24 protein-coding genes and 1 pseudogene are annotated in these 21,151 nt (G+C 62.9%); all 25 read right to left on the reverse strand.

Annotated features, from left to right (window positions below; all coding sequences use genetic code 11):
- Positions 1 to 12: 12 nt before the first annotated feature.
- On the reverse strand, positions 13 to 639 hold the full coding sequence (locus tag EIO64_RS01100; RefSeq protein ID WP_249390756.1) for a S16 family serine protease: 627 nt from the start codon (positions 637 to 639) through the stop codon (positions 13 to 15).
- Positions 633 to 2,435, reverse strand: coding sequence for an endopeptidase La (gene lon / locus EIO64_RS01105; RefSeq protein WP_249390757.1), 1,803 nt, complete (start codon positions 2,433 to 2,435; stop codon positions 633 to 635). Before lon ends, EIO64_RS01100 begins: the two co-directional genes overlap by 7 nt.
- A gap of 70 nt (positions 2,436 to 2,505) precedes the next feature.
- Positions 2,506 to 3,828 (reverse strand): ATP-dependent Clp protease ATP-binding subunit ClpX, encoded by a 1,323-nt coding sequence (clpX, locus tag EIO64_RS01110; RefSeq protein ID WP_119311076.1) that lies wholly within the window; start codon positions 3,826 to 3,828, stop codon positions 2,506 to 2,508.
- 29 nt (positions 3,829 to 3,857) lie between these two features.
- Positions 3,858 to 4,442, reverse strand: coding sequence for an ATP-dependent Clp protease proteolytic subunit (locus EIO64_RS01115; protein WP_119311077.1), 585 nt, complete (start codon positions 4,440 to 4,442; stop codon positions 3,858 to 3,860).
- A gap of 266 nt (positions 4,443 to 4,708) precedes the next feature.
- A pseudogene (tig, locus tag EIO64_RS01120) lies at positions 4,709 to 6,201 on the reverse strand (trigger factor).
- A 69-nt stretch (positions 6,202 to 6,270) separates the two neighbouring features.
- Positions 6,271 to 6,957, reverse strand: a complete 687-nt coding sequence (locus EIO64_RS01130; RefSeq protein ID WP_136890692.1) for a metallophosphoesterase — start codon at positions 6,955 to 6,957, stop codon at positions 6,271 to 6,273.
- A 38-nt stretch (positions 6,958 to 6,995) separates the two neighbouring features.
- Positions 6,996 to 7,223 carry a hypothetical protein gene (locus tag EIO64_RS01135; RefSeq protein ID WP_021751246.1) on the reverse strand — a complete coding sequence of 76 codons (228 nt, stop codon included), beginning with the start codon at positions 7,221 to 7,223 and terminating at the stop codon, positions 6,996 to 6,998.
- A gap of 32 nt (positions 7,224 to 7,255) precedes the next feature.
- Complete coding sequence (locus tag EIO64_RS01140; protein ID WP_021751247.1) at positions 7,256 to 7,600, reverse strand: hypothetical protein; 345 nt, start codon at positions 7,598 to 7,600, stop codon at positions 7,256 to 7,258.
- 104 nt (positions 7,601 to 7,704) lie between these two features.
- Entirely contained in the window at positions 7,705 to 9,192 is a 1,488-nt protein-coding gene (gene thrC, locus EIO64_RS01145; RefSeq protein WP_119311080.1) for a threonine synthase, read from the reverse strand.
- A gap of 25 nt (positions 9,193 to 9,217) precedes the next feature.
- Complete coding sequence (locus tag EIO64_RS01150; protein ID WP_021751249.1) at positions 9,218 to 9,577, reverse strand: YraN family protein; 360 nt, start codon at positions 9,575 to 9,577, stop codon at positions 9,218 to 9,220.
- Positions 9,574 to 10,197 (reverse strand): ribonuclease HII, encoded by a 624-nt coding sequence (gene rnhB / locus EIO64_RS01155; protein ID WP_136891756.1) that lies wholly within the window; start codon positions 10,195 to 10,197, stop codon positions 9,574 to 9,576. Before rnhB ends, EIO64_RS01150 begins: the two co-directional genes overlap by 4 nt.
- A gap of 7 nt (positions 10,198 to 10,204) precedes the next feature.
- Entirely contained in the window at positions 10,205 to 10,441 is a 237-nt protein-coding gene (locus EIO64_RS01160) for a PF20097 family protein (protein ID WP_036631295.1), read from the reverse strand.
- A gap of 62 nt (positions 10,442 to 10,503) precedes the next feature.
- Positions 10,504 to 10,740, reverse strand: a complete 237-nt coding sequence (locus tag EIO64_RS19120; protein ID WP_353866955.1) for a PF20097 family protein — start codon at positions 10,738 to 10,740, stop codon at positions 10,504 to 10,506.
- A gap of 13 nt (positions 10,741 to 10,753) precedes the next feature.
- The gene (ylqF, locus tag EIO64_RS01165; protein WP_021751253.1) at positions 10,754 to 11,650 is read right to left on the reverse strand and encodes a ribosome biogenesis GTPase YlqF; all 897 of its coding nucleotides are present in this window, start codon (positions 11,648 to 11,650) and stop codon (positions 10,754 to 10,756) included.
- Positions 11,651 to 11,718: 68 nt separating this feature from the next.
- Positions 11,719 to 12,336: a signal peptidase I gene (gene lepB, locus EIO64_RS01170; protein WP_021751254.1), complete on the reverse strand. Its 618-nt coding sequence runs from the start codon at positions 12,334 to 12,336 to the stop codon at positions 11,719 to 11,721.
- A 70-nt stretch (positions 12,337 to 12,406) separates the two neighbouring features.
- Entirely contained in the window at positions 12,407 to 13,000 is a 594-nt protein-coding gene (gene lepB, locus EIO64_RS01175; RefSeq protein ID WP_021751255.1) for a signal peptidase I, read from the reverse strand.
- A 138-nt stretch (positions 13,001 to 13,138) separates the two neighbouring features.
- Positions 13,139 to 13,480 (reverse strand): 50S ribosomal protein L19, encoded by a 342-nt coding sequence (gene rplS / locus EIO64_RS01180; protein WP_021751256.1) that lies wholly within the window; start codon positions 13,478 to 13,480, stop codon positions 13,139 to 13,141.
- A gap of 139 nt (positions 13,481 to 13,619) precedes the next feature.
- A complete protein-coding gene (locus EIO64_RS01185) occupies positions 13,620 to 14,213 on the reverse strand; it encodes a zinc metalloprotease (RefSeq protein ID WP_119311082.1) in 594 nt (197 codons plus the stop codon).
- The gene (locus EIO64_RS01190) at positions 14,197 to 15,258 is read right to left on the reverse strand and encodes a M23 family metallopeptidase (RefSeq protein WP_021751258.1); all 1,062 of its coding nucleotides are present in this window, start codon (positions 15,256 to 15,258) and stop codon (positions 14,197 to 14,199) included. Before EIO64_RS01190 ends, EIO64_RS01185 begins: the two co-directional genes overlap by 17 nt.
- 149 nt (positions 15,259 to 15,407) lie before the next feature.
- Positions 15,408 to 16,589, reverse strand: coding sequence for a M20/M25/M40 family metallo-hydrolase (locus EIO64_RS01195; protein WP_136890693.1), 1,182 nt, complete (start codon positions 16,587 to 16,589; stop codon positions 15,408 to 15,410).
- A 10-nt stretch (positions 16,590 to 16,599) separates the two neighbouring features.
- The gene (locus EIO64_RS01200; RefSeq protein WP_287224121.1) at positions 16,600 to 17,613 is read right to left on the reverse strand and encodes an ABC transporter substrate-binding protein; all 1,014 of its coding nucleotides are present in this window, start codon (positions 17,611 to 17,613) and stop codon (positions 16,600 to 16,602) included.
- A gap of 64 nt (positions 17,614 to 17,677) precedes the next feature.
- The gene (locus EIO64_RS01205) at positions 17,678 to 18,433 is read right to left on the reverse strand and encodes an ABC transporter permease (RefSeq protein WP_021751261.1); all 756 of its coding nucleotides are present in this window, start codon (positions 18,431 to 18,433) and stop codon (positions 17,678 to 17,680) included.
- Positions 18,430 to 19,185, reverse strand: a complete 756-nt coding sequence (locus tag EIO64_RS01210; protein WP_025545093.1) for an ABC transporter ATP-binding protein — start codon at positions 19,183 to 19,185, stop codon at positions 18,430 to 18,432. The genes EIO64_RS01205 and EIO64_RS01210 overlap by 4 nt, the downstream gene beginning before the upstream one ends.
- Positions 19,186 to 19,187: 2 nt before the next feature.
- Positions 19,188 to 19,847 (reverse strand): thiaminase II, encoded by a 660-nt coding sequence (tenA, locus tag EIO64_RS01215; protein ID WP_021751263.1) that lies wholly within the window; start codon positions 19,845 to 19,847, stop codon positions 19,188 to 19,190.
- Positions 19,848 to 20,131: 284 nt separating this feature from the next.
- A complete protein-coding gene (locus EIO64_RS01220) occupies positions 20,132 to 21,064 on the reverse strand; it encodes a carbohydrate kinase family protein (RefSeq protein WP_119311085.1) in 933 nt (310 codons plus the stop codon).
- Positions 21,065 to 21,151 lie beyond the last annotated feature (87 nt).

Consider the following 21,151-nt stretch of genomic DNA (forward strand, 5'->3'; position numbering starts at 1 on the left):
ACAAACACTCCTTTACTGCCGCACGGCGGCGTCACGGCCGCTCTCACGCCCCGCCGGGGCAAAGGCCGCCACATGGTCCGCCACCTCTTCCCGGATGGGATCCCGCTCTGGGCACAGAGCGGCGGCGAACACCTGGTCCACCGTTTCCACCGGCACGAACCGCAGGGCAGCCCGGACGGTCTGGTCGATCTCCTCCAGATCCCGGACGTTGTCCTTGGGAATCAGCACCGTGGTGATGCCGCTGCGGAGGGCGGCCATGGTCTTCTCCTTCAATCCGCCGATGGGCAGCACCCGGCCCCGCAGCGTGACTTCGCCGGTCATGGCAATGCCCGCCTTGATCTTCCGGTCCGTCAGGGCCGAGAGCATGGCAGTGGTGACGGCGATGCCGGCGGAGGGGCCGTCCTTGGGCACTGCGCCCTCTGGGAAGTGGACGTGGATGTCCTTCGTCTTGTAAAAGTCCGCTGGAATCCCCAGCACCGCCGCCCGGCTCCGCAGGCAGCTGAGAGCCGCTTGAGCAGACTCCTTCATCACGTCTCCCAGGTTGCCGGTGAGCTCCAGCTTGCCGGAGCCGTCCATGACGTTGACCTCCACCTCCAGGATCTCGCCGCCCGCCTCAGTCCAGGCCAGGCCGTTCACCACGCCGATCTCCTCCCGGTCCGTGTGGAGATCAGGGGATAGGGCTGGCAGTCCAGGAACTTGGGGAGCTCCTCCTCTGTCACGGTAATCCGCTTGACAGTGCCCTCCAGCAGGCGCATATCCGCCTTCCGGCAGATGGCAGCCAGCCGCCGCTCCAGCAGGCGCACACCGGATTCCCGGGTGTAGTCCCGGATGACGGCCCGGTACACGTCGTCGCTGATGCGGACAGCGCTCTTCTTCAGTCCGTGCTCTGCCAGCTGCTTGGGGAACAAGTGGCGCTTGGCGATCTGCAGCTTCTCCTCATCCGTGTAGCTGGAGAGCTGGATCACCTCCATCCGGTCCAGCAGGGGCCGGGGAATGGTGTCTGTGGTGTTGGCGGTGGTGATGAACATGATCTTGGACAGGTCCACCGGGATCTCCAGGAAATGGTCCCGGAAGGTGCTGTTCTGCTCGCTGTCCAACACCTCCAACAGTGCGGAGGCCGGGTCGCCCCGGTAGTCGTTGCCCAACTTGTCGATCTCGTCCAGCAGCAGAAGGGGATTCATAGACCCGCTGCGGCTGATGGCCTCGATGATCCGGCCGGGCATGGAGCCTATGTAGGTCTTCCGATGTCCCCGGATGTCCGCCTCGTCCCGAACGCCGCCCAGGCTCAGGCGGGCCAGCTTCCGGTTCAGCGCCTTGGCCACGCTGATGGCAATGGAGGTCTTGCCCACGCCGGGCGGGCCCACCAGGCAGAGGATCTGCCCCTTGACGTCCGGATTCATCTGCCGGACGGCGATGGTCTCCAGAATCCGCTCCTTCACCTTTTCCAGGCCGAAGTGGTCCTTTTCCAGCACCCTGCGGGCGGCGTCCACACTGACCCGCTCCTTTGTGGTGGTGTTCCACGGCATCTCCAGACACACGTCCAGATAGTTGCGGATCACCGCACCCTCGGCGGAGCCGAAGGGCTGCTTGGCCAGCTTGTTCACTTCCTTCAGCAGGTGCTGCTCCGTCTCCTCCGGCAGCTCCAGGGCCAGGATCTCCTGGCGGTAGGATTCAATCTCGTCCTCGTCGCCGTCATCGGTCTCCCCCAGCTCGTTCTGGAGGACCCGGATCTGGGTGCGGAGGATCTGGTCCCGCTGGGTGCGGACCAGCTGGTCCCGGACCTTGCTCTCCATTTCGTGCTCAAAGCCCAGCACGTTGTTCTCCCGCACCAGGAAACCGTTGAGCTTCCGCAGCCGGGCGAAGGGGGAGAATTCCTCCAGGATCTCCTGCTTGTCGGTGTAGCGCAGGGCGATGTTCTGGGCAATATAGTCCGCCAGGAAGCCGGGGTCCCGGCTGTCCATCACCGTGGCCACCACCTCCTCCGGCACACCGCTGGCCTGCTCGGCATACTCGCCGAACAGGGCGTAGGTCTGGCGGAGCAGGGCCTCCGTCCGGGGGCTCTTCCGCATGGCCTCAGAGGACGGCTCCTCCGGGATGGCCTCCACATTGGCCTGGAGGAAGGGCTCCGTCTGCCACAGGCGGCGCAGGTGGGCCCGCTGCCGCCCCTCCACCATCACTCGGACAGAGGACTGGCCCAGCCGCAGGATCTGCGTGATGTGGGAGACCGTGCCAATGGTGTACAGGTCCTTTTCCTCCGGCGCGTTCACCCCGATCTCCCGCTGGGTCACCAGGAAGATGTCCTGATCGGCCTCCATGGCCCGCTCCAGGGCCGCGATGGAGATCGGCCGCTCCACGTCAAAGGTCAGTGTCATGTGTGGAAACACCGTCAGGCCCCGGAGGGCCAGAACGGGCAGATTCCAAGTGGTCAGTTCCATGTGCTTGTTCCTTTCTGAGGGGATGGTAAAACAGGAGAGAGGGGCGCGGCAGCGTCCCTCCCTCTCTTCATTAAGACGCCGACGCGGGGGTCGAGGAGCCGGAAGCCGGCCTGCCCTCTCCCTTGCCGGTGTTCAATTTCACAGAATAGTTGATCTTCTTGGGGTCGTGGGTCAGCTCGGGACCGCTCCTGCCCTCCACACAGTCCTTTGTGATGACTGCTTTCACCACAGCGGGGTCGGAAGGGATGTCGTACATCATGGGAGTCAGGATACCCTCCATGACGGCCCGCAGGCCCCGGGCGCCGATGTTCCGCTCGATGGCCTTGTCGGCGATGGCCTCCAGGGCCTCCGGCTGGAACTCCAGCTCCACCTCGTCGTACTCCATCAGCTTCTTGTACTGCTTCACCAGGGCGTTCTTGGGCTCCGTCAGGATGCGGACCAGATCCTCCCGCTTCAACGCATTCAAAGACGCGATCACCGGCAGGCGGCCCACCAACTCCGGGATGATGCCGAATTTCAGCAGGTCGTGGGGCTGGACCTCGTGCAGGATCTTGCTGATGTCCTTGTCCTTCTTTCCCTGGACGTTGGCGCCGAAGCCGATGGACTTCTGGTCCAGCCGCCGCTCGATAATCTTCTCCAGCCCGTCGAAGGCACCGCCGCAGATGAAGAGAATATTCTTCGTGTTCACCTGGATGAACTCCTGGTGGGGATGCTTCCGGCCTCCCTGGGGCGGCACGTTGGCAACGGTCCCCTCCACGATCTTCAGCAGAGCCTGTTGGACACCCTCGCCGGATACGTCCCGGGTGATGGAGGTGTTCTCGCTCTTCCGGGCGATCTTGTCGATCTCATCCACATAGATGATGCCGTGCTCCGCCCGCTCCACGTCGAAGTCCGCGGCCTGGAGCAGCCGCAGCAGGATATTCTCCACATCGTCGCCCACATAGCCGGCCTCCGTCAAGGTGGTGGCGTCCGCAATGGCGAAGGGCACCTTCAGAATCCGGGCCAGCGTCTGGGCGAACAGCGTCTTGCCGGAACCGGTGGGCCCCAGCAGCAGGATGTTGCTCTTCTGCAGCTCCACATCCTCGTCCCCGCCGAAGTAGATCCGTTTGTAGTGGTTGTACACCGCCACGGACAGGGCCACCTTGGCCTCGTCCTGGCCGATGACGTACTGGTCCAGCACGTCCTTGATCTCGCGGGGCGTGGGCAGCTGATCAGGCAGGTCCTCCAGCGCGCTGGAAGAGGTGTCCTCAAACCCATCGTTCAAAATGCTCATGCACAGCTGGACGCACTCATCACAGATGCGCACACCGGGTCCCTGGATCATCCGGTGGACCTGGCTCTCATGCTTGCCGCAGAAGGAGCACCGCAGGCCCTTCTTGCTCTCGTCACTCATGGTATTACCTCAGTTTTGGAATTTGGTGCTTATTTCTTGCTGGTGATGATCTTGTCGATGAGGCCGAAGTCCAAAGCCTCCTGGGCTGTCATCCAGTGGTCCCGCTCCGAGGCCGCCTTGATCTCCCCTGCCGTCTTGCCGGTGTTGTTCGCCAGGATCTCATTCAAGTTCTTCTTGATCCGCAGGAAGTGCTCCACGTCGATCTCCATGTCTGTCACCTTGCCCTTGGTACCGGCGGAGGGCTGATGGATCATGATCTCCGCGTTGGGCAGAGCAATGCGCTTGCCCTTGGCGCCGGAGGACAGCAGAAACGCGCCCATGCTGGCGGCCATGCCGATGCAGATGGTGGATACGTCGCACTTCACGTACTGCATGGTGTCGTAGATGGCCATGCCGTCAGTGACGGAGCCGCCGGGGCTGTTGATATACAGCTGGATGTCCTTGTCGGGGTCTTGGGCCTCCAGATACAGCAGCTGGGCAACCACAAGGCTGGCGGTGGTGGCGTTGACCTCTTCCCCCAGAAAGACGATCCGGTCGTTCAGCAGACGGGAGAAGATATCATAGGACCGTTCGCCGCGATTGGTCTGCTCGACTACATAAGGGACTAAGCTCATTGGTAAAACCTCCTTGATTTCCGCACCGGGGACCGGCACAGATGACAGATCTGTTCCTCCCAAACCCGATGCGTCTTCCCCGCCCCGGTGGGGCAGGTAAGGCAAAAGCGCCCGGCCCGCCTGCGGGCCGCCGCGCCTCTGCCAACGCACACGCCTATCTTAATATAGACGCCATGCGGGAATCTGTCAAATCGATGTAGAGCGCCTTCCGCCGGCGGAAAAACACACCGCTCCGCCGGGGCCGTCAATTCCTAGTATACCCGGAATTATTTGGATTCAGCAGGCGTCTCCTCTTCTTTTTTTGCCGCAGCCTTCTTGGTGGCCTTCTTGGCAGGCTTCTTCTCCTCGCCGTCCTCGTCCGCCTTCTTGCGGGTGGTCTTCTTGGCAGGCTTTTCCTCAGCGGCCTCCTCACCCTCGGCGTCCTCTGCCTTCTTGGCAGTCTTCTTGGCGGGCTTCTTCTCCGCCTTCACGGCGGTGGCGCTGTCCACCACCACGGCGATGGCCTTCTGGCTCTTCAGCTGGTCCTTTACCTGCTCAGCCTGGAGATACTTCTTCACGGTCTCCAGATCCATGCCGTACTGGTCGGCCATCCGCTGGAACTCGGCCTCCACCTCTTCATCGGTGGCGTCGATGTTCTCCTCCTTGATGATGGCGGCCATGGCCAGATCCATGCGGACCTGCTTGAGAGCGGGCTCCTTGGCGTCGGCCAGCAGCTGGGCCTCATCCATGCCGGTGGCCTTCATGTACTGGTCGTACTGGAGACCCTGCTGGGCCAGCTGCATCTTGAAGTTGTCCAGGAACTGGCGGGACTGGGCCTCCACCATGGCGTCGGGCACATCGGCGGTGATGTTCTCAGCCACCTGCTCCATCAGGGCGTCCTCGAAGGCGCGCTTCACGGTCTCCTCCCGCTCGGCGGTGATCTTCTTCTTCAGATCAGCCTTCAGGTCCTTCAGAGTGTCGAACTCGCTGACGTCCTTGGCGAACTCATCGTCCAGGGCGGGGATCTCCTTCTCCTTCACCTCATGGACCTTCACCTTGAACACCACTGCCTTGCCGGCCAGGTCCTTGTGATAGTCCTCCGGGAATGTGATGTCCAGGTCCTTCTCATCGCCGGCCTTCACGCCGACAAGCTGCTCCTCAAAGCCGGGCACAAAGGTGTGGGAACCCAGCTCCAGGCTGAAATTCTCGCCCTTGCCGCCCTCAAAAGGCTTGCCCTCCAGGAAGCCCTCGAAGTCGATGACGACCGTGTCGCCCTCCTTGGCCTCCCGGTCCACGCTCACCAGACGGGTGTTGCGGTCGGTCAGAGCCTTCAGGCGCTCGTCCACATCCGCAACGGAGACCTTGACCTCCTCCTTGGGGGCGGACAGTCCCTTGTACTGGCCCAGGGTCACTTCGGGATACACAGGGGCGGTGGCCTTGAAGGTGAAGCCGTCGCGGGTCACCTGGCCCTCGATCTCCACAGAGGGATAGCCCACCACCTGGAGCTCCTGCTCCTTCACGGCAGCCTCATAGGCCTCGGGGAACGCGATATTGATTGCCTCTTCGAAAAACACCTCTGCGCCGTACATCCCCTCGATGATCTTCCGGGGGCCTTGCCAGGGCGGAAGCCCGGCACGTTGATCTTCTTGCGCATCTTCTGATATGCCTTTTCGATGGCAGCTTCAAACTCCGGTGCACCGACCTCGATGGTCAGAACGACCTGGCTCTTTTCGATCTTTTCGCAGCTTTTCACACTCATCTTGTTTATTCCTCCGTTCATCGCCGGTCATAAGCCGGTGCGAAATGGTATTTTACCATACAAAACCTGAAAATGCTATACTTTTTTCCGTTATTCACAAATTTTTTTTGGAACAAATCCCAGATAGTCGGCGGAGATCAGGGAGAAGTCCGTCCCATTCCACCCGCCCTCCAGCCGCCGTTTGATGGCGTAGCCGTGGAGGTGGCCGTAGCAGCACCGCTCCACGGGGTAGGCCGAGAGCAGCCGCAGGATCTCCGGGCACTCGTAGCCCTGATACAGCGGCGGATAGTGAAGGAAGCAGAAGATGGACCGTCCCTCCGCCGCCTTCAGGGAAGTCTCCAGTCTTCCCACCTCCCGGTTGAGGACCTTGGCGTTGTGGGGCTTCTGGTCCTCCTCAAAGAACCATCCCCGGGTCCCGCACAGGGCGTAGTCTCCATACAGGGCGCAGTTGTTATGGAGAAAGTCCAGGGTGGTAAGGCCCTTCTCCGTGAAGAAGTTCTTCATTTTGGACACCGTGGACCACCAGTAGTCGTGGTTCCCCTTCACCAGATACTTTTTGCAGGGGAACTGGTCCAGAAAGCGGAAGTCCGCCTCCGCCTCATTCAGGTCGATGCCCCAGGAGGTGTCCCCCGCCAGGACCAGCACATCGCCGGCGGTCAGCCGGCTCAAAGCATCGCCGATGCGCTCCGTGTAATTCTCCCAGGCGGGGCCGAACACCTCCATAGGCTTGTCCGCTGTCAGGGAGAGGTGCAGGTCCCCGATGGCGTAGAGGGCCATGCGGCACCCCTCCTTTCTCTGTGTCCCGTGAGGCGGAGTCAGCCGTCCTCTTCGGCGGCTCCAACTCCCCGGAACTCTGTTGATCTATCTTGATCTGTGTCCATCTCGATTTTCACGCTGCTGACCTTTCCCCAAACGCGTCCGCCCACCTTCCGGACGCCTGTCTTGGTCAGCAGAATGCCGGGCAGCTTGCTGCCCTCCGGGAGCCAGAGGGACCCTTTGTAGCCTTCGCCCCGGATCCGCCCGGCGCCAATTCGCCGCCGCAATAGGGACAGCGCCGCTCCTGTGCTATGGTGCTCTACTCCCCTTTGCGTTTTTCGGTTGGGTCCTCCGGGTCATCAAAGACAATTTCCCTGCCGCACCTGTCACAGAAGTGCTTTTCCCCCTTCCGCCACCATGGCATGGCATACCCACGGCCGCAGTATGGGCAGCGGAGGTTTCGGACCCACTGGATGCCTCCGTTGACCAGCAGCACGATTCCTGTGATCCGCAGGGTGTTTTTGATCCAATAGGCCGTGTCCATCACCCGGTACCGGTCTCCCAGGGTCCGGTAGGGAATCAGCTCGTTGACAGCCAGGAAGAAAATTCCCAAAGCAAAGAACAGCAGCACCAATCGGGCAAATGCCCGGCTCAAAGGCTTCACGCAATAGCCTCCCTGCCCTCTTTCGGGTTTCCAAAATCCAAAGGCAACAGATTTACAGTCTGCCGCATTAAGCCGTTTCCCGCGTTGCTTTGTTGCAGCGCGATTTACTTCAAAAACTCCAGCACCACGCTGTCCATACCGGGCTTCTCACAGGTGAGGTCGAACCGCCGGGCCTTGCCCTTCAGGGCCGCCAGGCGCCGGGGAATCGCCGTGCCGGTGGTTTCATGCAGCTGGTCCAGCAGCTCCACGCCGTCGCCCGCCGGGGTCTCCCCGATGGCCCGCAGCACGTGGTCGCAGAACTTGTAGGGGGAGGCGGTGGAGACGAACACCGTCACCGTCTTGTCGCCGGTGGCCTTGCGGTACTGTTCCATGACGCTGGCGGCCACGGCGGTGTGGGTATCGATCAGATACCCGTTCTCCTTGTAATACTTGGCGATGGCAGCGGAGGTGCCCGCCTCGCCGCAGAAGCCGCCCCAGAACTGGTCCGCCAGAGCCGCCTTGATGGCGTCGGACACTTCGTACTTGCCGGTCTTGGCGAGGGCATCCATGTAGCCCTTCACCTCCGCATCGTTTTCGCCGGAGAGGTCGAACAGCAGCCGCTCCAGGTTGCTGGACACCAGAATGTCCATAGAGGGACTCATGGTGGTATGGAACGGACGGTTCTTGTCGTACACGCCGGTGCGGAGGAAGTCCGTCAGCACATCGTTGCAGTTGGAGGCGCAGATCAGCTTCCCAACCGGCAGTCCCATGCGCTTTGCGTAGTAGGCCGCCAGGATGTCGCCGAAGTTGCCGGTGGGCACACAGAAGTTCACCTTGTCGCCCATGCTGAGCTTCCCGTCCCGGACCAGGTCGCAGTAGGCGGAGATATAGTAGACCACCTGGGGCAGGATACGGCCCCAGTTGATGGAGTTGGCGGAGGACAGGAAGTAACCCCGGTCCGCCAGGGTGGCCCGGATGGCCTCATCGGAGAAAATGCGCTTTACACCGGCCTGGGCGTCGTCGAAGTTGCCCTCCACGGCGCAGACGCCCACATTGGCGCCGTCCTGAGTGACCATCTGGGTCTCCTGGACCTTGGACACGCCGTCCTTGGGGTAGAATACTAGGATCTTCGTCTGCGGCACGTCGGCAAAGCCCTCCATCGCAGCCTTGCCGGTGTCGCCGGAAGTAGCCACCAGGATGCATACCGTCTTGGACTCTCCGGTCTTGCGGAGGGCGGCGGAGAGCAGCTGGGGCAGCATCTGCAGGGCCATGTCCTTGAAGGCGCTGGTGGGGCCGTGCCACAGCTCCAGGCAGTGGGTGGTCTCGTCCACCGTGCGGACAGGGGCCACGGCGTCGCAGTCGAACTTCTCAGGGCCGTAGGCGTTCTCCGCAAATCCGGACAGCTCCTCATAGGTGTAGTCGGTCAGGTACAGGCCCATGACCTTGGCAGCCCGCTCCTGGTACCGGACATTCACCAGGCTCTCCAAAAAAGCCCGGTCGATCTGCGGGATCCCGCAGGGGGTCAGCAGGCCGCCGTCCCGGCTCAGGCCCATCTTGATGGCCTCCGCTGCGTCCATGCGGACGGCGGCGTCCCGTGTGCTGTAATACTTCATGTCGCTCTCTCCTTCTGACTGTTTTTCAAAACGCATTTTCCAAATATTCCAGCCGGAGGGGGCGGTGAACCCCATCCGTATAAACCTCCGCCACATCGAACCGGGCGGGAGCGTCCAGGTCGTGCTGACTGAGATAGCAGGCCGCTGCGGCCCGGAGCCGTTCCTGCTTCCGCCGGTCCACCGCCTCCCGCGGCAGGCCCGCGAAGCTGCCGCTGCGGAGCTTTACTTCCACAAAGCAGATGGTGCCGTCTCTGTCCCGGGCCACCAGATCCAGCTCTCCGTACCGGCAGCGCCATTGGCTTGCCAGCAACTGGCAGCCCCTCTTCCGCAGGTACTGTGCCGCTGCGGCCTCGCCCCGGTCCCCCAGGGCCTTGGTGGTATTCATGTGCGCCGGGCCTCCCACTTCTTCAGAAAAGTCCGCCGGTGGGCAGGGCAGGGACCGTACCGATCCAGCATTTCATAGTGGAGCTTCGTCCCATAGCCCTTGTGTTTGGCAAACTGGTACTGGGGATACTCCCGGTCCAGCACGCCGGTCACATACCGGTCCCGGCTGACCTTGGCCAGGATGGAGGCCGCCGCAATGGAGGCACTCTTCCCGTCCCCGCCTACCAGGCACATGTGGGGCGCCGTGATGGAGACGCTGCTGCCATGGTCCCGGTTGCCGTCAATGAGGCACAGGTCCGGCCGAATGGATAACCCCTCAATGGCCCGGTTCATAGCCAGCATCCGGGCGTTGAGGATATCCAAACTGTCGATCTCCTCCGCCGTCACAAAGGCGATGCTGTACGCCTCTGCCGTGGCGGTGATCTGGTCGAACAGGACATCCCGCTTCTTCGTCGTCAGCTTTTTGGAGTCGTTGAGGCCAGGAAAACCGATCTCCCGGGGCAGAATGACGGCAGCGGCGTACACCGGCCCCGCCAGGGGCCCGGCTCCTGCCTCGTCCACTCCGCAGAGGGCCGTGAGACCACTATTCCATTGTTCACGCTCATAGGTCCAGAGGTCCATTTCCATCCTACCAATACTCCATGACGATCTTCTTGCAGGTGCGACAGACCCAGGCGGGAAGCCATGTCCGGTTGTAGCGGAACGTCATCGGTCCGTCCAGCACAATGCCGCCATCTGCCTCGATGTTCCGCCTCGTATAAAACGTGCGGAGGTCTTTCTCTCCCGGCATGAAAAAAAGACCGATGCTGTTCTTGGTGATGACATGGCCCTTTTCCATCTCTTTTCCGCAGACAGGGCAGTTCATGGATATGCCTCCCTCCTCGCAGGGCAGGTTCCTTCGCTTTCCGCGATTCCCGCCAAGTGATGTCAATACTCCAGAAGGATCTTTTTGCAGGCGCGGCAGACATAGCCATGTACAGTTGCGCGGTCGCTCCCCCGTATATGATGCGGGCCATCCAAAACAATCCCGCCGTACTGTTCCACACTGCGCTTCGTATCCCAGAATCCCACTTTTCCGCCGGGCGGCAGGAAGAAAAGGCCCCGCCCCAGCTCCGTATAAAGGCTCCCCCGCTCCATCTCTTTTCCGCAAGACGGGCAATTCATAGGCGCGCTTCCCTCATTCTGACGCTGCAGGCTGTTCCGTCTCCTCCGGCATTTCCAGTGTGAAGCGTCCCAGCTTGCCAGCTCTATACTCGTCCAACAGAATCTTGGCCATCCGCTCCGTGTCCACCTCGCCGCCGGAGATCAGAAAGCCCCGCTTTTTCCCGGCGGCCTCCAGCAGGCGGTAGCCCCAGGCCACGTCCTCCTCGCCGTCCTGACGCTCCGGCAGGGACGGGAGCTTGTAGCCGGTCCTCAGGGCCTCCGGATAGTTGGTGCCCAGGTACGCCATCAGGTGGCAGCCCAGGGTCTCCATGTCCAGGATCTCGTCCTTCACCGCGCCGGTGTAGGCCAGGTTCAGCCCCACGCTCTGGTCCTCAAACTTGGGCCACAGAATGCCGGGGGTATCCAGCAGTTCCAGCCCGCGGTCGATGGGCACCCACTGCTTGGCCCGGGTGACACCGGGCCGGTCCTCGGTTTTGGCAGTCTTGCGGCCGGCGATCCTGTTGATAAAGGTGGACTTGCCCACGTTGGGCACGCCCAAAATCATCACCCGGACCACCCGGTTCTGCCCCTTTTCCGCATAGGCGCGCAGCTTGTCCGCAAGAAGCGTCTTGACAGCAGCGGCAAACTGCTTTGTCCCGGCGCCGCTCTTGGCGTCGGACTCCATCACCGCGTACCCCTTTGCCCGGAACCAGGCCGCCCACCGCTTCGTGGCGTCCGGGTCCGCCTGGTCCACCCGGTTCAGCACCACCAGCCGGGGCTTCCCCGCCGTCAGTTCGTCCACATCCGGGTTCCGGCTGGACACAGGAATCCGGGCGTCCACGATTTCGCACACTGCATCCACATGTTTGATCTGCTCGGCGATCATCCGCCGGGTTTTGGTCATGTGACCGGGATACCATTGAATATTCATAGTCCTACCTCACGCCGCCCCGGCGGGCGGCGCCCAATCAATTCTTCTCAGGAAGCTGTCCCCGTGGCTCAGTCGATCCCCGCAATGGGGCCGATGCGGCCGAAGTCCCGCTGCCCGGTGGCCTCGTCCGCGCCGGGAAACAGCAGGAACACCGCCTTGCCGATGACATACCGGGTGTCCACCGTGCCAAGGTCGCTGCTGCGGCTGTCGCTGGAGTGGTTTCGGTTGTCGCCCATGACGAAAATGGAGCCCTCCGGCACCGTTAGGGGAAATTCCGTCCCCTCCTCCACATAGGTGGGCTCGTTGATATAGTCCTCCTCCAGCAGCTCCCCGTCCACATAGACGGCGCCGGAGACAAAGTCGATGTCCACCGTCTGGCCCTCCGTGGCGATCACCCGCTTCACGATGGGCTCCTCCAGAAAGGTGTCCTTCCGCAGCACCACGATGTCGCCGTACTCATAGTCGTTGTCCAGCATGGCGTTCAGCACCAGCAGCCGGTCTCCGTCCTGCAGGGTGGGCACCATAGAGTGGCCATCCACGCCGATGAGCCGGATGACGAAGGTAAACAGCAGCACCACCGCCAGCACGGAGCACACCAGCGCCTGGGCCCACTCATACAGGTCCCGGCCCTCCTCCTTTTCCGGAGACACCTCCTGCGTCTCCTGCTTCTTCTCTTTCTTCCACATGTCTGCAAAACCTCCGCGGGCGCTTTCGCCCCTGTTGATGGAAAGCCCCCCGCCGGAGGTCTCCTTGCTCTTATGTCAGCGGGCCGATCCTGCCGAAGTCCCGCTTGTCGGTGTCCGCAGTCACGCCTGGGAACAACAGGAACACCGCCCGGCCCAAAATCTGCCGGGTATCCACCGGCCCCAGCTCCGGATCCCGGCTGTCATCGCTGTCGTTGCGGTTGTCGCCCATAACAAAGACGCAGCCCTCCGGCACGGTGACAGGGAACTCCAGCCCCTCCTCCAGATAGGTGGGCTGGCGGATGTAGTCCTCCTCCAGCAGCTGCCCATCCACATAGACGGCACCAGCGGTAAAGTCGATGTCCACCGTCTGGCCCTCTGTGGCGATCACCCGCTTCACGATGGGCTCCCCGTCCTTGAAGCTCTCCTTCCGGATGATGACGATGTCCCCGGCCTCAAATCCACCGCACAGGTGGGCGTTCATCACCAGCAGGCAGTCCTGATGCTGGAGCGTCTCCCGCATGGAGGGGCCGGACACCAGCACCACCCGCGCCGCAAAGGTGAACAGCAGCACCGTTGCTGTCACGGCGCACACCAGCACCTGCACCCACTCGTACAGCCCGCGGAGGGAAAGCGCGTCCCTGTTGAGCCGTTTTCCTCCCCGCACGTGACCGCCTCCTCCAGCACCGCAGTTTTTCACAATAACGTATGCTAGTATATCAAAGAACCGTCAAAATCACAAGATGCCGGGGAAATTTTGTGTGACAAGAAAAAAGAGAGGCTTTCGCCTCTCTTTCGTCTTGGATCACAGCTTTTCCTTGACCTTGGCGCCCTTGCCCACGCGGCCGCGCAGATAGTACAGCTTGGCACGCCGCACAGCACCGTTGCGGACCACCTCGATCTTGTCGATGGAGGGAGAGTGCACGGGGAAGACCTTCTCCACACCGACACCGTAGGAGATGCGGCGCACGGTGATGGTCTCGGTGATGCCGCCGTGCTTCTTGGCGATGACGGTGCCCTCGAAGACCTGGATACGCTCACGGGAGCCTTCCTTGACCTTCACGTGCACCCGGACCGTGTCGCCCACCTTGACGGGGGTCACTTCCGCTTCCAGACGCTCTTTGTTCAGTTCCTTAATCAGATCCATGGATGTTCCTCCTAAATAATAGGTGTTCATGCCGCTTCTCTCAAAGGCACATCAACGCACTCCGGCGTGTGCACGGCAGAGGACCACCCTTTGTAGCCGTAATAGGATACCACGGCCAGGAGGAAAATGCAAGTATTTTTTACAAAAAATCCGCCTTTCTGCCGTGCAGTTCCCGAAGAGCCGCCGCCAGCAGGCCGAATGCAGCCGGCAGCAGCCACAGGCTCCCGCCGGTCCGCCCGATCAGCCACAGTACCAGGCCGCCCAGGGCCAGCGCCGTCGTGCCCCCCGCCCAGCAGGCGATGCGCTCCGCGGCGGAGGGACCCGCCAGCCATGCGGCCGCGAGATACAGCGCCCGGCCGCCGTCCAGGGGCCGCACCGGCAGCAGGTTGAAGAGGCACAGTGACAGATGGGCTCCCGCCGCCACCCAGGCGTGGGCGCCCCCCAGAACCAGCGCGCACAGCAGATTCACTGCTGGCCCCGCCAGCACCGCCGCGATCTCCCCCGGATAGGACAGGCGGGCGGCGGAAGTCATCAGCTCCGCCCCAAAGACGCTGACCCGCAGCTCCCGCACCCGGGCCCCCAGCAGCCGCAGCACCAGCAGGTGTCCCAGCTCGTGGAGCGCCGCGGCGGAGAGGATCACCGCCAGCAGCTGCCAGCCGTTCACCAGTGTGAACCAGGCCGCCAGCAGCCAGAAGCCGCCGGAAATCCGAATCCGGTCACGCCAGCGAGACATAGTAGATGGGATTTAGGTACTGGCTGCCCTCATGGAGCTCGAAGTGCAGATGAGGCCCGGTGGCCACGCCGGTCTCCCCCACCTCTGCGATCACGTCCCCCTCCTTCACAGAGGCGCCTGAGGAGGCGATAATCCGGCTGCAATGGGCATACAGGGTGGAGTAGCCCCCCTCGTGGGCAACGGTGATGTACTTGCCGTAGCTGCTGCTCTCCCCCACGGCGGTGACGGTACCGTCGGCAAAGCAGCCGATCTCCGTCCCAGCGGCGGCGCCGATGTCAATACCATAGTGGAACCGCTCCTCTCCCTCCACCGGGTGCTCCCGGTAGCCGAAATCAGAGGTGAGGGTGCCCATCACCGGGGTGCAGTAATCAAAGCCCAGCAGGGCCTGTTCCAGGCACACGTTGTCCGGCAGGTTCTGGTCGGAGTAGAGGACGTAGGCCAGGGTAGACGCCTCCGCCGCGCCCTGGGATGCGGTTTCCGCAGTCTCCGCTGTCTGATCGGCCTCTGCTGTCTGCGCGGTCTCTGCCGTCTGGGATGCTGCTGCGGGCAGATCCAGCCAGCCGTCGCTGCTGCCGGTCCCGGTCCGGAAGGCCCGCAGGGGCGCGATGGCCGCAGGAAGCTGGAGAGACACCGCCTCTCCCCCTGCCGGGGCTGACACCTCCACGGCGGAATCCTCCTGAGGGTCGAACACCGCCTGATACATATCCTGAAGGGCCACGTCCACATCCGCTTCGCCGCTCACGGCCCGCCCCACAGCGGAGAACACGGCCTGCACATCGATGTTCTGTTCCAGCATTCCGGTGAGCTTGGCATTCACCTGGGCCATGCGTCCCGGCAGCAGGAGCTTCACCGCCACCAGCAGCACAAAGATGCTGCCGCAGGCCACCAGCTGGATCAGATGCCGCCGCTCTCCCGGAGTCAGAGTTTCCCGTTTTCCCCGCTGGACCCTGTGCGGCGCAGCCGGGGTACTCCGCCGCCGCCTTTCCGCCGCCCGATGCTGGGACGAGACGGTGCCGATCCGCCGCCCAACGTGCCGTGCCGCCATGACGCTCCCTCCCCTGTCGGAATCTATTCCAAACTCTATGCGCCGACCGGGCGGGATATGCGTCTTTGGGAATCGTCTGCCCCCGCCGAAAAAGAGACCGGGAAGGGGCTCCCTTCCCAGTCTCTTGCACTTGCCCGCTTTGCGGGGCGTTATCCCAGCAGGCCCAGCATCGCCGCACACAGGGCCGTCCTGTCCCGGATGGAGGGGATGCGCACCCGCTCTTCCGTGGTGTGGATCTGTTCTGCGATGGCGGAGAGGGCGTCCACCGTGGGGACGCCGTAAGTGGAGAGATAGGCCCCGTCGGTGGCGGCGGGGTCCGCGATCTCCTCCGGCTCCCAACCCAGCAGCTCCGCCGCCTCTGCCGCCCGGAGATAGGCGCTGTGATTGGCGGCGTTCCGCTCCATGGCGGGGAACAGCGTCCGGTAGGTGACCTGCACCCGGCAGCCCTCCACCGTCACTTGGTCCGCCATGCTGTCCAGCCTGGCCTGGATCACCGGGAAGTCCGCGTTTTCCGGAATCCCGGCCACGCAGAACTCCCCCCGGGCCTCTCCGGCCACCACGCCGTTGGGCCGTCCGCCGGAGATGGGCGCCACATTGTAGTAGATGCCCTTCTCATAGTCGTTGAAGCTGTATAGCCGGATGATCTGGTGAGCCAGCTCCAGCACGGCGCTGCGGCCCTCCAGATACGCCTTGCCCGCATGGGCCTCCCGCCCCGCCACGTCGACGGTTCCCAGAATCACCCCCCGGCGGGATGTGACGAACCGGGGACGTCCGTCCCGCTCCCGGCCGCCCTCGAACACCAGGGCCAGAGCCGCGTCCTGCGCCTCCCGGGCGTAGACCTTGCGGCCGGACCGGGAGCCGGTCTCCTCGTCACAGGTGAAAAGGTACGTCAGCTCCCAGGGGGGCAGCAGGCCCGCCTTTTTCAAAATCAGCGCCCCGAACAGGGAGATAAGGACGCCGCTCTTGCAGTCCCCGGCCCCCAGGCCGTGGGCCCACTCCCCTTCAATATGAAAGTGGTGCTTTTCCGCAAAGCCGGGGCCGAACACCGTGTCCAGGTGGGCGGCCAGCAGCACCTTTCCCCGGGGCTGTTCCGGCCGCACCCGGGCCACCAGATGGGTCCCCAGACCAGGCTCCGTCACCCGCTCTGTCCGGGCCCCCAGCTCGGAGAGCACCGGCTCCAGCAGCCCGGTCACGGCGGCGTTGCCCGCCTCATTGCCGGTGCCGCTGTCGATGGCGCAGATCTGTTCCAGCAGCGCCAGCTGGCGGGGCAGCATCTCCTCCGCCCCGGCCCGGACGATCCGGGCCAGTGTCTGTCTCTTGGCATCCTCCATCGGCCGTGCCTCACTCCGCCAGCAGGTCCACCATGACCTCCGCCGGATCGAAGGCGGCGTCGATCATGCCCACCTTCTGGAGCCAGTCGATGTTCTCCTGCCACACGGACACGTCCTGGGACAGGAAGGGCGCGTCGGCCGTCTCCATGATGGGCAGCAGCACATCAAAGCTTCGCCGTTCCACGGACTCCGTCAAGGGGAAGTTCTCCTCGTCCTGGTTGGCCAACAGGAGCCCCAACGCCTCCTCCGGGTCCGCCTGCATATCGGCAAAGCCCTTCTGACAGGCCCGCAGGAACCGAGTGTACTTGTCCCGGTTGGCCTCCAGCTGGTCCTCGCCGGTCACCAGCATCAGCGCGTAGTAGTTGGGTACGCCGTAGTCCATGACCTCCATGTAGTCCACGGCGAAGCCCTCCTCCTCCAGCGCAGGAACCTCGTGGTTGATGAAGCAGCCGAAGGTGGCGTCCACATTTCCGGTGGTCATGGCGCTCATCAGGTCAAAGCCCACGTCGATCAACTCCACGTCATCCAGCGTGGCGCCCACAGTCTCCAACATCTGGCCCACCGCCACCTCGCCGAAGCGGGTGCCGGAGTAGCCGATGGTCTTGCCGATCAGGTCCTCCGGGGTCTTGATGTTTTTCTCCGCCAGGGCACAGACGATGCTGATGGGCTGCTGGACCACAGCTCCCAGCACCTTCACCGGCACGTCCTCATTGGCCTTGGCGATGATGGTGTCCTCCTGATAGTAGAAGCCGATATCCGCCCGGCCCGCCGCCGTCATGGTCAGGGGATCGCTGGCGTTAGAGGGGAACAAGATATTCACCTGCAGGCCCTCCTCCGCAAAGTAGCCCTTCTCCTCCGCCTCGTAGAGGAAAGCATGGACGGCGTTGGGATACCAGTCCAGCACCACGTCGATGGTCTCCAGCTCTCCATCGTCCTGCCCGTCCGCCGTGTCCCCGCTTCCGCCGGAGGAGCAGCCGGTGAGCAGCAGAAGCGCCGTCAGCAACAGCGCAAGTTTCTGTTTCATCATCAATCTTCCTTTCTTTATAAACTGGATCCAGGTGATTCCTGCGGGGCCCGCCCCGCAGGTTTCAGGACTCTCCCCTCCAGCGGACGAACCGCTTTTCCAGCAGGTTCACAACGGCCACCGCCAGGATGGCCGCCGCGGACAGCAGCACAATAGGGGCGAACACCCCGGCGCCGTCCAACTGGGTCATCATGCGGCGGGAGAAGTAGCCCAGGCCGCTCTTGGCCCCCAACCACTCGCCGATGGCCGCGCCGATGATGCTCATGGGCACCGCCATCTTGACGGCGGAGAAGAAGTATGGCAGGGCGCAGGGCACCTTGATCTTCAAAAAGATGTCCTTCTTCGTGGCACCGTAAGTCTCCAGCAGCTCCGCCATCTCCGTCTTGGCGGAGCGGAGCCCGTCGTACACTGTGATGGTGATGGGGAAAAAGGTGATGAGCACTGTCACCAGCACCTTGCTCCAGATGCCGTAGCCGAACCACAGCACAAAGAGCGGTGCGATGGCGGTGGTGGGAATGGTCTGGGACACCACCACGATGGGATAGATCATCTTGCGGACCAGGTCGCTCTCGTCCATCACCACCGCCAGGGCCAGGCCCAGCACCAGAGAGATCCCCAGGCCGATGGCCGTCACCAGCATGGTGGCGGGCAGATGAACAGTGAAGAGGACATCCCGCAGCTCCCACAGCTTCGCCAGGATCTGGGTGGGAGACGGCAGGATATAGGCCGCGTCTAATCCCATGGCCCCCGCCTGCCAGAGAATCAACAGGGCGAAGAGAAAAATCATGGCAGGTAGATTTGCTTTACAGGTCTTTTTCATGGGGTCACCTGCTTTCGCAGAAGGTCGATGAGATGCTCCTTCAGCTCCACCATCTCCGGCAGTTTGAGGCAGGAGCGGTCCCGCGGGAAGGACGCGGGGACCGGAATCTCCGCCAGCTCCCGGATGGGGGTGCGCTCCACCACCAGCACGCTGGAGGAGAGGAACAGCGCCTCCTCCACGTCGTGGGTGATGAAGAGGATGGTCCTCTTGTGCCGCTGCCACTGGTCCAGCAGCCACTCCTGCATGGAGATCCGGGTGAGGAAGTCCAGGGCGGAGAAGGGCTCGTCCAGCAGCAGCAGGTCGCAGCCCGTCAGCATGGTGCGGGCAAAGGCCGCCCGCTGCCGCATCCCGCCAGAGAGCTCGTCCGGCATCTTGCTGCCGCAGCCGGCAAGTCCCACGTCGGCCAGCGCCGCCTCCGCCCGGTCCCGGCGCTCCGCACGGGTCAGCTCCCCCTGGATCTCCAAGGGCAGCGCCACATTTTCTCCCACGGTTCGCCAGGGGAACAGCAGGTCCTTCTGGGGCATATAGCCGCAGTAGTGCTTGCGTCCCACAATGGACTTCCCCTCCACCAGAATGGTCCCCGCCTTGGGCTTTAGCAGTCCGTTGGTCATGCGGAAGATGGTGCTCTTTCCGCAGCCGCTGATGCCGATGATGCAGTGGAAGGAGCCGGGTTCCACGGCAAAGCTCAGGTGGTCGATGATATCGAAGTCCTCGCTGGGGTACTGATAGGAGACGTTCTGAAATTCCAGCATGGTCATCGCTCCAGCGTCCAGGCCATCTCCCAGAAGCCCAGCTCATACCGGCTGCAGTTGACGAAGATCTCCTCCAGCCGCTGGTATTCCGCCTCCGTGCAGCTCTCCGCCAGGGTGTCCATCAGCTCCACCAGTGCGTCGTTGGTTTTCTGGTAGTCCTCCCCCGCGTAGCTGCGGATCCACTCGCCGTAGAAGGGGTGGTCCGCCGCGCCGGGGATGGCCGCCAAGCGCGTGCCGATCTCCGCATAGCTCCAGGAGCAGGAGAGGATGGCGGCGATGATCTCCGCCGGCCCGCCCGCGGCGGCACAGGAGAGCATGTAGTGGGTATAGGACAAATTGGAGAGGGCCGGCTGGACAGAAAACACCTGCTCCTCCGTGATGCCCAACCGAGCCATGTAGGCCCGGTGGACCTTCATCTCCCCGCCCAGAATCGCGTCCACATTGGCGGAGAAGGTCCGCATCAGGCCGGGGTCCCGGGCCTTCACTACACCGTAGGCGAACACCCGGGCGTAGTCGAACAGGTACAGATAGTCCTGCAGCAGGAACCACCGGAACTTCTCCAGGTCCAGGCTGCCGTCTCCAATCCCCCGGACAAAGGGATGGTCATGGCACTGCTCCCAGATGGGATGGGCGGCCTCGTACAGCCGCTGTGTCGTTCTCATTCGTATTCCTCCTATCCAATGGCCGGTCCGCCCCCATGCAAAAAGGCGGGGTCCCCTTTGGGACACCCCGCCTTCGCTCCAATCCTATCTCTTCCGTGCGGAAGAGACTCCGCACGAATAGCTTGTGCTGCGTCCCTACGTTGGCATTACCCACATCAGGTCAGGTCGAGGGACCGGCCCCTCATCTCAGCCTCCTCGCGGAAGCTCCCTTGCACGTTTTATTATAAAAGCCCGTCTTCTTTTTGTCAATAAATTTTTCCCGGTTTTCGGTAAAAATCCCGCATTTACACCAGATGCCGCTCGATCTCCTGCCGGGTGGGCAGGGAGGGGATCGCCCCTCTGCCCTGAACACAGAGCCATCCGCTGACGTTGCCGTACTCCAGCGCCTCCTGCACCAGCGGCTCCGTCAGCTGCTCCGCCTGGGTGACACCCCGGAATCGCATCTGAGACAGCATTCCGCCCCAGAAGGCGTCTCCGGCGCCGGTTGCATCCGCGCAGTGGGCCCGCCGACCCGGGACAGCGAGGCGCCGCCCCCGGAAATATCCTCTGGCACCCTGACCGCCCAGGGTCAGCACCACCAGCGTCAATCCGTACCGCTCCATAAGGGCGGGCAGCTCCGCCTCGCCCCCCAGCATATCGGCCTCCTCCTCTGAGATCTTCAGCAGATCCACGTCCGGCAGGATCTCCCGCACCTTTGCGGCGCAGGCCTCCTGACTGCCGTTCCACATCATGTCCCGGTAATTCACATCAAAGCTCACCAGCCTGCCCATCTCCCGACCCAGGTGCAGGGCCTTGGCTGTGGCCTCTGCCGCTGGGGAGGCGGAGAGAGAACACGACCCGGCGTGGACGATCACCGTGTCCCGGATGTCCGCCTCCCGTACGTCCTCCTCCCGAAGGAACATATCCGCTCCAGGCTTGCGGACAAAGGTGAAGCTCCGCTCCCCTTCCTCCGTCAAAGAGACAAACGCCATGGTGGTGACCGCCTCCCGGCAGGGCTCCCGCCGGATACAGCGCACCCTGTTTTCCCGGAGGGTGCCCAGCAGGTACCGCCCGAAGTCGTCATCCCCCACAGAGCAGCACATGGCCGCCTCCAACCCGTTCCGGGCGGCGGCGATGGCCACATTTGCAGGGGCGCCCCCGGCGTTTCGAATATAGCTTCCGGGCTCACTGCCCGGCAAAAAGTCAACTAGCATCTCGCCAACGCTGTAAAGGTCCACCAGTGGTCCTCCTTGTCTGAGGTGGTTTTGCAATCATTCGCATCGATTATTAAACCATTTCCAGCGTTCAATGTCAATCGTTTAGCT

It is taken from the genome of Dysosmobacter welbionis (assembly GCF_005121165.3).
GTDB classification, from domain to species: Bacteria; Bacillota; Clostridia; order Oscillospirales; family Oscillospiraceae; genus Oscillibacter; species Oscillibacter welbionis.